Annotated in this window: 15 protein-coding genes; 9 read left to right on the top strand and 6 right to left on the bottom strand. The window is 64.1% G+C overall.

Annotation, left to right across the window (positions count from 1 at the left end; all coding sequences use genetic code 11):
- The 5 genes from ACCD03_RS22990 to ACCD03_RS22970 form a co-directional block, all read left to right on the top strand.
- The coding region (locus ACCD03_RS22990; protein WP_413412980.1) for a hypothetical protein at positions 1-195 on the top strand (195 nt) is incomplete at its 5' end.
- A 410-nt stretch (positions 196-605) separates the two neighbouring features.
- The gene (ureE, locus tag ACCD03_RS22985; protein ID WP_413412979.1) at positions 606-1,274 is read left to right on the top strand and encodes an urease accessory protein UreE; all 669 of its coding nucleotides are present in this window, start codon (positions 606-608) and stop codon (positions 1,272-1,274) included.
- Positions 1,267-1,956 carry an urease accessory protein UreF gene (locus ACCD03_RS22980; RefSeq protein WP_413412981.1) on the top strand — a complete coding sequence of 230 codons (690 nt, stop codon included), beginning with the start codon at positions 1,267-1,269 and terminating at the stop codon, positions 1,954-1,956. Before ureE ends, ACCD03_RS22980 begins: the two co-directional genes overlap by 8 nt.
- Before the next feature lie 11 nt (positions 1,957-1,967).
- Positions 1,968-2,594 carry an urease accessory protein UreG gene (gene ureG, locus ACCD03_RS22975; RefSeq protein WP_413412977.1) on the top strand — a complete coding sequence of 209 codons (627 nt, stop codon included), beginning with the start codon at positions 1,968-1,970 and terminating at the stop codon, positions 2,592-2,594.
- Between the two features lie 65 nt (positions 2,595-2,659).
- Positions 2,660-2,962: a hypothetical protein gene (locus tag ACCD03_RS22970; protein ID WP_325651608.1), complete on the top strand. Its 303-nt coding sequence runs from the start codon at positions 2,660-2,662 to the stop codon at positions 2,960-2,962.
- Positions 2,963-2,967: 5 nt separating this feature from the next.
- Here ACCD03_RS22970 and ACCD03_RS22965 read toward each other — a convergent pair whose 3' ends face one another.
- Positions 2,968-3,846 carry a LysR family transcriptional regulator gene (locus ACCD03_RS22965; RefSeq protein WP_325651606.1) on the bottom strand — a complete coding sequence of 293 codons (879 nt, stop codon included), beginning with the start codon at positions 3,844-3,846 and terminating at the stop codon, positions 2,968-2,970.
- A 97-nt stretch (positions 3,847-3,943) separates the two neighbouring features.
- Here ACCD03_RS22965 and ACCD03_RS22960 point away from each other — a divergent pair, with 97 nt between their 5' ends.
- Entirely contained in the window at positions 3,944-4,930 is a 987-nt protein-coding gene (locus tag ACCD03_RS22960; protein WP_413412975.1) for a zinc-binding dehydrogenase, read from the top strand.
- Positions 4,931-4,985: 55 nt separating this feature from the next.
- On the opposite strand, the gene ACCD03_RS22955 is transcribed toward ACCD03_RS22960, so the two are convergent.
- The 4 genes from ACCD03_RS22955 to ACCD03_RS22940 form a co-directional block, all read right to left on the bottom strand.
- Positions 4,986-5,645: a methyltransferase family protein gene (locus ACCD03_RS22955; protein WP_413412974.1), complete on the bottom strand. Its 660-nt coding sequence runs from the start codon at positions 5,643-5,645 to the stop codon at positions 4,986-4,988.
- Positions 5,646-5,773: 128 nt separating this feature from the next.
- On the bottom strand, positions 5,774-6,466 hold the full coding sequence (locus ACCD03_RS22950; RefSeq protein ID WP_413412973.1) for a glutathione S-transferase N-terminal domain-containing protein: 693 nt from the start codon (positions 6,464-6,466) through the stop codon (positions 5,774-5,776).
- A 169-nt stretch (positions 6,467-6,635) separates the two neighbouring features.
- Complete coding sequence (locus tag ACCD03_RS22945) at positions 6,636-7,895, bottom strand: acyl-CoA dehydrogenase family protein (protein WP_045206214.1); 1,260 nt, start codon at positions 7,893-7,895, stop codon at positions 6,636-6,638.
- Positions 7,896-7,971: 76 nt separating this feature from the next.
- Positions 7,972-8,409, bottom strand: coding sequence for a PaaI family thioesterase (locus ACCD03_RS22940; RefSeq protein WP_325651595.1), 438 nt, complete (start codon positions 8,407-8,409; stop codon positions 7,972-7,974).
- Between the two features lie 93 nt (positions 8,410-8,502).
- Between ACCD03_RS22940 and ACCD03_RS22935 the strand changes: the two genes are divergently transcribed.
- Positions 8,503-9,447, top strand: a complete 945-nt coding sequence (locus tag ACCD03_RS22935; RefSeq protein ID WP_316679224.1) for a LysR family transcriptional regulator — start codon at positions 8,503-8,505, stop codon at positions 9,445-9,447.
- Positions 9,448-9,495: 48 nt separating this feature from the next.
- Here ACCD03_RS22935 and ACCD03_RS22930 read toward each other — a convergent pair whose 3' ends face one another.
- The gene (locus ACCD03_RS22930) at positions 9,496-10,482 is read right to left on the bottom strand and encodes a LysR family transcriptional regulator (protein WP_325651592.1); all 987 of its coding nucleotides are present in this window, start codon (positions 10,480-10,482) and stop codon (positions 9,496-9,498) included.
- Between the two features lie 120 nt (positions 10,483-10,602).
- Between ACCD03_RS22930 and ACCD03_RS22925 the strand changes: the two genes are divergently transcribed.
- Both ACCD03_RS22925 and ACCD03_RS22920 read left to right on the top strand, forming a co-directional pair.
- The gene (locus tag ACCD03_RS22925; RefSeq protein ID WP_325651591.1) at positions 10,603-11,316 is read left to right on the top strand and encodes an SDR family oxidoreductase; all 714 of its coding nucleotides are present in this window, start codon (positions 10,603-10,605) and stop codon (positions 11,314-11,316) included.
- Positions 11,313-11,717: a glyoxalase gene (locus tag ACCD03_RS22920; RefSeq protein WP_325651590.1), complete on the top strand. Its 405-nt coding sequence runs from the start codon at positions 11,313-11,315 to the stop codon at positions 11,715-11,717. The genes ACCD03_RS22925 and ACCD03_RS22920 overlap by 4 nt, the downstream gene beginning before the upstream one ends.
- Positions 11,718-11,726: the final 9 nt, after the last annotated feature.

Raw genomic sequence — 11,726 nt, 5'->3', positions numbered from 1 at the left:
CGCCTTTCTTTGCTTACTTTCTTTGGCAAGACAAAGAAAGTGAGTCGCCCCCGGCAGGGGGTGAAACAGCAGCAAACCACCAAGGCCCGCCCCGGCAGAAAAGAAGAAAACGAGCCTCAAACCTCGAAGTCCCAGCCTCAGACCCCCAACCACGACCCTCTGACCCTCAAATTCGATACTCCAGATATCGAATAAGAGCCAACGAAGCAAAGCAATTCGGCAGCAAGACCCGAAATAGACAAAACGAGACGCAACCGAACCAAAAATGCAGAATTTTTCGAGCCTCCGAGGGCCATGCTTGATGCAAAAAGCCTCGTGCTCCAACCTCCGAGACCGACGTTCGACCCTCAACCCTCGGGATTCGAAACCAAAAGTGTGAAAGTCGGAGTTCAGAGCCCCACTGTTGAGTGTCAGAGCTTGGCAATTGAGCCTCAGAGCCTGACGATTGAGCCTCAGAGCCTGACGATTGAGCCTCAGAGCCTGACGATTGAGGCTCTGAACCTGACGGTTGATGCTCAGAGCTCGACCTTCGAGGCTCGGACCCTGGTATTTGACAGACTCAGCTCCAAGCTGGGCCGTCATGAGATTGTGAATAGGCCCCAACGATGCTTTCCATCACTAAACATCTCCCCGCGCCGCATGGCCTGGCCTCCGTGCTGGTCAAGCGCGCGCCCAAGCTGGTGCTCCCGTTCCTGGAGCGCAGCCGCAGCCGCCTGCGCGCCACCCTCGACGATGGCCGTGACGTGGCCGTCGTACTGCCGCGCGGCACCGTCATGCGTGGCGGTGACGTGCTGGTCGCTGAAGACGGCACGCTGGTCGAAGTGCAGGCCGCACCTGAGCAAGTCCTGCGCGTGACGAGCGACAACCGTCTTGCGCTGATGCGCGCTGCCTACCACCTCGGCAATCGCCACACGCCCGTGCAGGTCAGTGCAGATGCACTGCAGCTCGAAGCCGATCCGGTGCTCGAAGACATGCTGGTCCGCCTGGGCGTGACCGTCGCGCATGTGGAGGCGCCATTTGAGCCCGAGGCAGGCGCCTATGGCGGCGGCCATCGTCACGGCCACGATGCGACGTTCGAAGAGGACTACGCGGCCGCGCAGGCGCTGTACCAAGAGCATCACGGGCACGATCACGGTCACTCGCATGACCATGACCATGGCCACGCGCATAGCCACAATCACGCGCACGACCACGCGCATGGGCACGACCACGGTCACGACGACGGCCATGTCCACGGGCCCGGCTGCGGTCATCATCACCATCACCATGACTAACGCGGCGCAGCTCACCGCCTTGCTGCATCTTGCGTCCCCCGCGCTGCCGGTGGGCGCGTTCAGCTATTCGCAGGGGCTGGAAGCGGCGGTGGACGTGCGGCACGTGGCGGATGAAGCGTCGGCTGCGGCATGGATTGCCGAAGGGCTCGATGTGCTGGCCGCCTGCGAGGCACCGCTGTGGCTGCTGCAATTCGCCGACTGGCAGGCGGGTCGCTTCGATGCCGTGGCCGAGCGCGATGCATGGTTCCTCGCCACGCGCGAGACGCGCGAGCTGCGGCTCGAAACATCCCAGATGGGCTGGTCGCTCAATCGGCTCATCCAGCAGATGGAGTGGGGCGATGGCGCACTGCGCAGTGCATTGGCCGCACGCGCGTCCGTGACCTTTCCGACGGCCTTTGCCGCCGCCGCTGCCGCGCTGAATGTCGACCCGCACGACGGCGTGACGGCGTACTGCTTTGCGTGGGTGGAAAACCAGATGGCGGCGGCAGTCAAGGCCGTGCCGCTGGGGCAGGCTGCGGGGCAGCGCATTCTCTTCGGCCTGCACACTGCGGTGGCGCGTGCGGTGGAAGAGGCCACGCGCCGTGCGGCATGTCATCCGCCTGAACTGTCTACGTTTTCACCGGGGCTGGGTGTGTTGTCCGCCCGGCACGAAACGCAATACTCACGACTCTTTCGATCCTGAACCTGAACATCATGCGAACCAAGAAACTTCCAGCCCTGCGCGTTGGCGTGGGCGGCCCGGTGGGCTCCGGCAAGACCACGCTGCTCGAAATGCTCTGCAAGGCCATGCGCGAGCGCTACGATCTGGTGGCCATTACCAACGACATCTACACGAAGGAAGATCAGCGGCTGCTGACCATCTCCGGCGCGCTGCCGGCCGAACGCATCATGGGCGTCGAGACGGGCGGCTGCCCGCACACGGCCATCCGCGAAGATGCGTCGATCAACCTCGAAGCGGTGGATCGCATGCTCTCCAAGTTTCCGGATGCGGATGTGGTGTTCATTGAATCGGGCGGTGACAACCTGGCGGCGACGTTCAGCCCCGAGCTGTCGGACCTGACGATCTACGTGATCGATGTGGCGGGTGGGGAGAAGATTCCGCGCAAGGGCGGCCCAGGGATCACCAAGTCCGACCTGCTGATCATCAACAAGACCGACCTTGCACCGTACGTGGGGGCGTCGCTGGAAGTGATGGAAAGCGACACCCGCAAGATGCGCGGCGATCGTCCGTTCGTGATGTGCAATCTGCGGGCGCAGGGTGGGTTGGATGAGGTGATCCGCTTCATTGAAAAGCAAGGGATGCTGACGGCAACTGCCTGATGCAGGGCACTTGCAGAGACTGCACTGAGTCAAAAACACTGACGCGCGCGTTGCGGAGGTGAGTGATGAAGACGCTGCATGCTGCGGTGCTGATGACGGTGGTCTTGGGCACGGCCGCCTGCGCGCCGACCATCGTCGGGCCGTATTACACGATGGATGTACGGCTGGCGGACGGGAAACCCGTGCGGTGTGCGGTCAATCAACCGGTACGCTTGCCGAGCCCGCCGCCGGAGCCACTGACAGTGCGCGAGCGTAACGAAGCCGAGGTGCTGGCGACGCAGCCTCTGCGGTTGCAGACGGGGCCGCGGTCGCCGTATCCGACGGTCTACACCGCGCCGGACGTGCAGTGCTTCGCATTGCCCCGGTAACGCGATCAGGCGTCTTCCGTCAGGTAGCGCCAGAGCGCCTGCGCCACCGGGCCAACCGGGCGCGCACGCAATCGCGCGGCAACGATGTCGAGTTTGGAGCGCTTGAAGTGGCGGCCCTCCAATGACACCAGCTTGCCGCTGCGCAGCTCCTTTTCGATCAGATGCAGCGGCATGTGACCCCAACCCATGCCCTGCACGATCAATTCCTTCTTGGTGTGCTGGTCAGCGACCGTCCAGTTGGGCGCGTCCTTGATGACAAAGTAGTCGCGCTGCGGCTGTTGCGCCGTATCGCGAATCACCACCTGAACATACGCCCGCATCTGCTCGGGCGTGAGGTTGCGCATGGAAGGCGCCGTCACGTAGCCGGGTGCCGCCACTGGCACGAGCGCCACCTTCGTCAGGTCCGTCCATTCGAAGCGCGCATCGCTTTTGTCCACGTGGTGGATGATCAGGTCGGCCTCTTCGGCGAGCAGGCGCTCCCACGGGCCGCCGATCACCTCGAAATGCAGGTGCAGCCGCGTTTGCGGCCATGCGTTGAAGAAGCGTTTGAGGCGTCGAAGCGTCTCGGCGGTTGGGGTGAGGTCTCCCACGATCACACGCAAGTCTGTCTCTTCGCCTTCGCTCAGTTGCCGGCACAGCGTATCCAGCGCCGCGGCCTGGCGCAACACGGCCGCCGATTGACGGCGGAAGGCTTCGCCTGCTGATGTGAGCCTGACGCGGTATTCGCTGCGGTCAAGCAGGGTCACGCCCAGCCGTTGCTCCAGATGCTTGATGGCTGCATGCACGGCCGAATGCGTGCGGTGCAGCTTGTCTGCGGCCCCCTGGAAGCTGCCTTCGACAACCACCGCTTCAAGACAGGCAAGTTCATGCAGGGAAAAATCCATTGTTAGCTCGATTGACGAAGAATGGCGGAATTATTCAATTTCTTTTGACCGTCTGAAAACCTAGCCTAGCACCTCCCAATACAAAAAGGAGCAGGGCATGAAAGCGATCGTGCGGCAGCAATACGGTGGGCCGGAGCAACTTAGCGTGACCGAGGTGCCAGATCCGGTTGCCGGCAAAGATGAGGTGCTGGTGCGCGTGCGGGCATTCGGCATCAACCGCGCGGAGCAGTACTTCCGGCAAGGCCACTGGGGCGACGTGGCTGCGATTTCCGGCATCGAATGCGCAGGTGAAGTGGTGAGCGACCCGAGCGGCAAACTGCAGACCGGACAGCGCGTGTTTGCCCTGATGGGCGGCATGGGCCGATCGCGCAGCGGGACCTATGCGGAGTTGGTGGCCGTGCCCGCCGCCAGTGTGGTGCCCATCCGCAGCGCGCTTGGCTGGAGCGAGTTGGCGGCCATTCCCGAGTCGTACGCTACCGCGTGGAGCTGCCTGTTCGACAACCTTGCGCTGCGGCGTGGCGATACCGTTCTGGTGCGGGGTGCGACCTCGGCGCTGGGCTTGGCGGCTCTCAACCTGGCGGCATACACACAGGCTCGTGTGCTGGCGACCTTGCGACAAGCGGACCGGGCATCCGTTGCCAAGGAGAACGGTGCGGACGTCGTTCTGGTCGAGGGCGACAGCGTGGGTGATGCACTGCGCGATCTCGCGCCAACCGGCATCGATGCCGTGCTGGACCTCGTCGGCACCCGCACTGTGTTGGAGTCGCTACAGCTGACTCGGCGCGGCGGACGCGTCTGCGTGGCCGGGTTTCTCGGTGGGCATGCGCCAATCGAGCAGTTTGATCCGCTACAGCACTTGCCTAGCGGGCGACACCTGAGTTTCTTCGGCAGCGCGTTTGTCTATGGCACGCCGGAGTATCCGCTCACGGAAGTTCCGTTCCAGCGCATGGTCGACTTGGTCGAGGCCGGCGTGCTGCGCGCGAGGCCAGCACAGGTGTTCGCCTTTGACGACATCCAGAGCGCGCATCGCATGCTCGATGCCGGCACGGCCGGCGGAAAGATGGTGGTGGAAGGCGTCTTCTGATGCACCACGCCTGGCCCGAGGCCGAGTGTTTGCACTTGTCGGGCCGGGTGGGGCATCAATAGAGCCCCGGAATGAGGCGCCACGTGCGGGCGCGGTACGCGTCGTACTCCGCGCCGAACTGCGATTGCAGCAGGGCTTCTTCGGCACGCATGCGCGCCACCAGGGGTGGGATCAGCAGGAGCGTCAGCACCACACCGGCCACCGCCCGGAAGGCCAGTCCCCAACCGAGCGTGCCCACCAGCAACCCCAGGTAGCTCGGATTGCGCACGTATTGGTAGATGCCGCCGGTCACGAGCGTATGGCCGGGCTGGATCGCGACCAGTCCGCTGAAGCGATTGCCCAGCACATACACCGGCCACACACGCAACGCGCCGCCTGCGGCGTAGAGCACGACACCCAGCCAACGTACGGCATCGCCATCGATGCACCAGAGGTTGAGCCGGTCCGTGTACGCCGGCAGCCATGCACTGGCGAAGCCGATCACGCCAAACACCGGCAGCACCCAGCGGTTGGATCGATCTTCACGTTCTCCGGGGCTGAGGTTGCCGCCGGCAAGCAGTGCGGCGATGGCCAGCAACACCGTGATGACCACCAGCGCGACGCGTGCGGGGTGGGCCAGGAACGCGCCCACGCCACCCCAACCGAGCGCGGCAAGGCCGAGATAAACCGCGATGGACACCGCAGCCGCGAGGCCCATTTTGAGTGACGCTGCCATAGCGTTTGTGCACGAACGCGTGAGTGAGGTGAAGCCAGTGTAGGCCGCTCGCCAGCGCCCCGCATTGACGACTTCCAAAAGAAAAAGGCCGCATCACGCGGCCTGTTTTTCGATGCGAAGAAGCGGAATCAGCGCCGCTCGTACTGCGTCGCGCCGAAGAGGATTTCCTTCGCCTTATCGTCCTGCACCGCAGGCCGTTCCTGGGCCAACACCTTCACGCCGCGCTGCACGGCCGGGCGTTCTTCAATGGCTTCGAACCAGCGCTGCAGCTTCGGGAAATCCGACAGCTCGATCCCCTGGTTCTTCCAGCTGCGCAGCCAGGGCCACGTCGCCATATCGGCGATGGAGTATTCCGCGCCACCGAGGAATTTCGATTCGCTCAGGCGCTTGTCGATCACGCCGTACAGGCGCTTGGCTTCGTTCGTGTAGCGGTTGATCGCGTACTCGATCTTCTCGGGCGCGTAAATGCGGAAGTGGTGCGCCTGGCCGAGCATTGGGCCGACACCGCCCATCTGGAACATCACCCATTGCAGCACTTCATATTTGCCGCGCACATCGTCGGGCATGAACTTGCCCGTCTTGCCCGCGAGGTACAGCAGGATCGCGCCCGATTCGAACAGCGAGATCGGTTTGCCGTCCGGGCCGTCCTGATCGACGATCGCCGGGATCTTGTTGTTGGGGCTGATCTTGAGGAAGTCGGGCTTGAACTGGTCGCCGGCGCCAATGTTGATGCCGTGAACGCGGTAAGGCAGCCCGCATTCTTCCAGCATGATGTGCACTTTGTGGCCGTTGGGCGTGGCCCAGCTATAGACGTCGATCATCGAGGTGGCTCCTTGGCTTCTGGCCGGGAAGAGAGGTGCAGGCCACCAGCAGCCTGCAAAGTGTTCCATTCCAGCACAGAACCAAAAAACGCGCAGACGCCGCGCCGAGGCGAAAAAAATCCCCGCTCAAGGCGGGGTTAAGGAGTGAACGGTACAGCCGTGCCGCAGATCAGGAGCCGCGTGTGACCGGCATGTCGGCAACGTCTTTCAGGTGCAGATGCTTGGCCAGTTCCAGCTTGGCGATGGCCGCGCGGTGCACTTCGTCCGGGCCGTCGGCCAGGCGCAGCGTGCGTTGGTGCGCGTAGGCCGAAGCCAGCGGGAAATCACCCGACACGCCGCCGCCGCCGTGTGCCTGGATCGCCCAGTCGACGATCTGGCAGGCGATGTTCGGAGCCACGACCTTGATCATCGCAATCTCAGCCTTGGCGACCTTGTTTCCGACGGTGTCCATCATGTATGCGGCCTTGAGCGTCAGCAGACGGGCCTGCTCGATCATGCAGCGCGCTTCGGCAATGCGTTCGTGCCAGACGCTGTGCTGTGCGATGGCCTTGCCGAATGCGATGCGCGACGACAGGCGCTTGCACATCAGTTCCAACGCGCGCTCGGCCACGCCGATGCTGCGCATGCAGTGGTGGATACGGCCCGGGCCGAGGCGGCCCTGTGCGATCTCGAAACCGCGGCCTTCGCCCAGCAGGATGTTGCCCACCGGCACGCGCACGTCTTTCAGGTCGACTTCCATGTGGCCGTGCGGCGCATCGTCGTAACCGAACACCGACAGCGGGCGCATGACCGTGATGCCCGGCGCATTGGCCGGCACCACGATCATCGATTGCTGCTCGTGGCGGCCGGCATCGGGGTTGGTCTTGCCCATGACGATGTAGACGGCGCAGCGCGGGTCGCCAGCGCCCGATGACCACCACTTGCGGCCGTTGATGACGTATTCGTCGCCCTGGCGCTCGATGCGGCATTCGATGTTGGTGGCGTCCGACGAGGCCACGGCCGGCTCGGTCATCAGGAAGGCGGAGCGGATCTCGCCGCGCAGCAGCGGTTCCAGCCAGCGGTCTTTCAGTTCTTCAGAGGCGTAGCGCTCCAGCGTTTCCATGTTGCCGGTGTCGGGCGCGGAGCAGTTGAACACTTCCGGTGCCCAGGGCACCCGGCCCATGATCTCGCACAGCGGGGCGTATTCGAGGTTCGACAGCCCTTCGGGCGCGCGCGGCGAGCGCGGCAGGAACAGGTTCCACAGCCCGGCCTTGCGTGCCAGCGGCTTGAGTTCTTCGATGACCTTGGTGGGAATCCACGCGTTGCCGGCACGGCGGTTGGCTTCGACTTCTTCGTGGAAGCGGTGCTCGTTCGGATAGATGTGCTGGTCAAAGAATTCGAGCAGGCGTGCCTGCATTTCCTTGACCTTGGGCGTGTAATCGAAATTCATGGTGTCTCCTCAGTACATCGAACAAGCGCCTCGAACGGGCAACCATCAACTCAGTTCAGACGGGCTCGGCCATGCGTCAAATACGTCCGCCGAGCACGGCAAATACGGCACTCGCGCGCGCAATCAACCGGTCGCCGCGATGGAAGAGCGCCTGCGCAAAGGCCAGCTTGCTGCCCGTGCGCAATCCTTCCGGGGTGATCTCAATCCAGTCGCCTTCTCCGGCAGAGGCGATGAAATCCACAGTCAGGCTGGCGGTGGACATGGCCAGGGCGCCGCCGGTGCCTTCGCCGGGCTCGGCCAGGCAATAGCCAAGCGCCGCATCGGCCAGCGATGCCACCACGCCGCCATGCAGAATGCCGCGCCGGTTCAGGTGGTGATGCTGTACGTGAAAACCCATCACCATCGACGCGCCCATCCCCTTGGCATACACCGGCCCCAGCATCGTCAGGAAAGGGCTCGGCTTGTTCAGCAGAACAAAGCCCGTGGGAACGGCGAGATCGGTGGTGGTGGTCATGGCGCGTGGCGCAACTCCCAAGTGGTGTCCGCAGAATAAGCCTTCGCCTACAATAAGAGAAATGAATTTAGTAGATTACAGTCCATCAATACCATGCATATATCCCGGGTCGACCTGAACCTGTTTGTTGTTTTCGATGCGATCTATACGGAAGGCGGCATCACGGCGGCCGCGCGCACGCTCAACCTGACGCAGCCCGCCGTGAGCCACGCGCTCGGGCGGTTGCGCGAGTTGTTTGACGACCCGTTGTTCGAGCGCCGTGGGCAGGGCATGGTGCCGACGCCGCTGGCGCGCACTCTGATCGCAGAGGTGCGCAGCGCGCTGCAGGGCTTCGAGCGCACCTTGCGCGAGGGCACGCGCTTTGACCCCGCCACGAGCGAGCGCCGCTTCACGTTGTCGATGCGCGATGCGCTGGAAGCCACGCTGCTGCCGCCGCTTATGGCCGCCATTGCCAAGGAAGCGCCGCGCATCGATGTGACGACCGTGCGTGGAGACCGCCGCCAGCTCGAAACCGAGTTGCTGGCGGGCACCATCGACGCGGCGGCGGACATTCTGCTGCCGGCATCTCCGGCCATCCGGCATGCGCCGCTGCTAACCGACCCGATGGTGGTGCTGGCGCGCCCGGGTCACCCCATCGCAAATGCGCCGTTGACGCTAGAGCGCTATCTGGCGTGCGAACACGTGCACGTGTCGTCCCGGCGTCGCGGGGCAGGGCTGGAAGATGTGGAACTGCGCCGGCTCGGCCATGAGCGGCGCGTGCGGCTGCGTTGCCAGCATTACCCGGCCGCCTGCCGCGTGGTGAGCTGCACGGACCTCCTCGCCACGTTGCCGATCCGCTATGCGCGCATCGCCAATGAGCCGTATGGCAACGTGATGCTGCCGCTGCCGTTCAACGTGCAGCCGCTGGAGCTGTACCTGTACTGGCACACGAACAGCGATCAGGATGCCGCCAGCCGCTGGCTGCGCGACCACGTGTTCGCTGCAATGGCAGAGGTGGCGCTGGATGACGCGGCGGCCGCATTTGCCGACGGGCGTTGACGAACGCAGAAGCGGACGCAATCAGCGCCGCCGAACCAATAAGAACGCCTACGTATTCACCGAGACGGCCGACTTGGCTTTGGTGGCTTTGGCCGGCTTGGGCGATGTCGTTGCCGCCTTTGTCGACGGGAACGGGTAACGCGCGCTGAACTCCGCAAAGCGCGCGGCAAGAAAGTCCGCGCAAGCCGTCAGCCGTGCTGGTCGATGGCGGCGCGCAAGGGCCACGAGCTGCAGCGGCGTGGGCGCATGGCTCCATGCCGGCAGTGCCACCTCCAGCCGGCCGGCGCTCACGTCTTGCGCGACATCCAACCATGATTTGAACGCCAAGCCACGCCCCGCGACCGCCCAGTCGCGCACCACGGCGCCGTCGTCGCATTGGAAATCACCGCGCACGTCGATCGGGGCAGGGCCGCTGGCGTGCGTGAGTTGCCAGCGCGTGACGGGCTCGCCGTTGCGCAGCAGGATCAGGCAACGGTGGTCGGCCAGGTCGCTCGGGTGTGCGGGCCGGCCATGCTGCTTGAAGTACGACGGCGCGCCCACGATCACGCGCGGGTGCGACGCCAACGGCCGCCGCACGAGCGCCGAATCCTGCAGATTCCCGTAGCGCAGCGCAAAGTCGAGGTCTTCGCGCATCAGGTCGGCCAGCCGGTCACCGAGCACCAGCGTGACTCGCACGCCGGGGTGCTCATCGCAGAACGCGTCGAGCCATGGGCGCAGGATGTGTCGCCCCAGGTCTGATGTGGCCGCAATGCGGATGGGGCCAGACAGTTCGGTGCGATCCTGCCCCAGGCTTTCTGCGCCTTCGTCCAGCGCTTCCAGCGCCTGTCTTGCATAGCCTAGATAGCGCTGACCGGCTTCGGTCGGCCGCATGCTGCGCGTGGTGCGCTCGAACAGGCGGGCGCCGAGTTCGGTCTCCACACGTTTGAGCGCTGCGCTGGCGGTGGCGGGCAGCCAGCCAAGCTGACGCGCGGCGGCGGAAAGGTTGCCGGCGTCAGCAATGCGCACCAGCAGGCGGAGGTCGTCGAGGGCGATCATTGTCAAAGCAGATTTGGAGAATCATCAAAGCATAGCCAGATTATCTTGCTTTTGTTTGATGAAAGAATGGCCTCAATCGATTGACGGTTTTTTCTTTCCTCTTTTCAAAGGAGCATTGGCATGACTTCGAACACTCTGCAGGACAAGTCGGTTGTGGTGTTGGGCGGCACGGCCGGTATCGGGCAGGCGGTGGCACGCGCGGCGGCAGCCGAAGGTGCCCGCGTGACGGTGCTGGGCCGCTCAGCTAAGGCGGGCGACGGCATCCAGGGCATCGCCGTTGATGCGAACGACACGGTATCGCTGGCTGGCGCGTTGGCTCAGGCAGCGAGGTTGTCGCCCAGCGGCAAGATCGATCATCTCGTCATCACCATTGGTTCGCGCACGAGCCCGCCGCCGTTTGCCTCGCTGCAACGTGCCGACCTCGAGCAGGCCTTCGGCACCAAGCTGTTTGCAGCACTGATGGCGGTGCAGGCCGCATTGCCGCACCTGGCCGAACGCGCATCGATTACGCTCACCTCTGGCCTGCTTTCTCGCAAGGCCACAGCGACCGGCTTGCTGCGTGGCTCGATCAATGCTGCAGTGGAAGCCGCCGCCAAGAATCTGGCGAAGGAACTCGCACCGCGCCGTGTCAACGTGATCAGCCCTGGCGTGGTGGATACGGAAGTGTGGGGCGCCCCGGCCGATCGCGAGACCATGCTCGCGCGTATTGGCAGCGGCTTGCCGGTCGGCCGCGTCGGCACGCCGGAAGACCTTGCCCAAGGCTATCTGCTGGCCATGACCAACGGTTTCATGACCGGCGCCATCATCGACATTGAAGGAGGCGGTTTGCTATGACACCTGACAGCGACTGGACATTCGACCACGTGAACTTTCACGTGGCAGGAGATGCGCCAATCCTGAAGTTCTTCGCCGATGTGCTCGGCTGGAAACCGGGGCCGCGCCCGGCGTTTCCGTTTCCCGGCACGTGGCTGTACCAGAACAACGATGCGCTGGTACACCTCGTGACGCAGGAGGGCGACACGCCGGAACTGGTGTTCTCGCACATCGCGTTTCGCACCGGAAAAGATGCGGCCGACGTGCTGGCCGCGGTGCGTGAAAGCGGTATCCCGCACCAGGTAAGAAAACACCCCGCGCGGCCTGCCGCACAGATATTCGTGCAGTTGCCGGGCGGGGTGGTGGTGGAGCTGGAAGCGCCAATGTCCGGTCCGCTGGAAGCGGCGCGCGAGTACGAGTAAAGCAGCGGC

Source organism: Ralstonia sp. Ralssp135, from assembly GCF_047304345.1.
In the GTDB taxonomy this organism is placed as follows: Bacteria; Pseudomonadota; Gammaproteobacteria; order Burkholderiales; family Burkholderiaceae; genus Ralstonia; species Ralstonia chuxiongensis.
The sequence above is the reverse complement of the archived record's forward strand: the minus strand, read 5'-3'. Positions and strand labels throughout refer to the sequence as shown.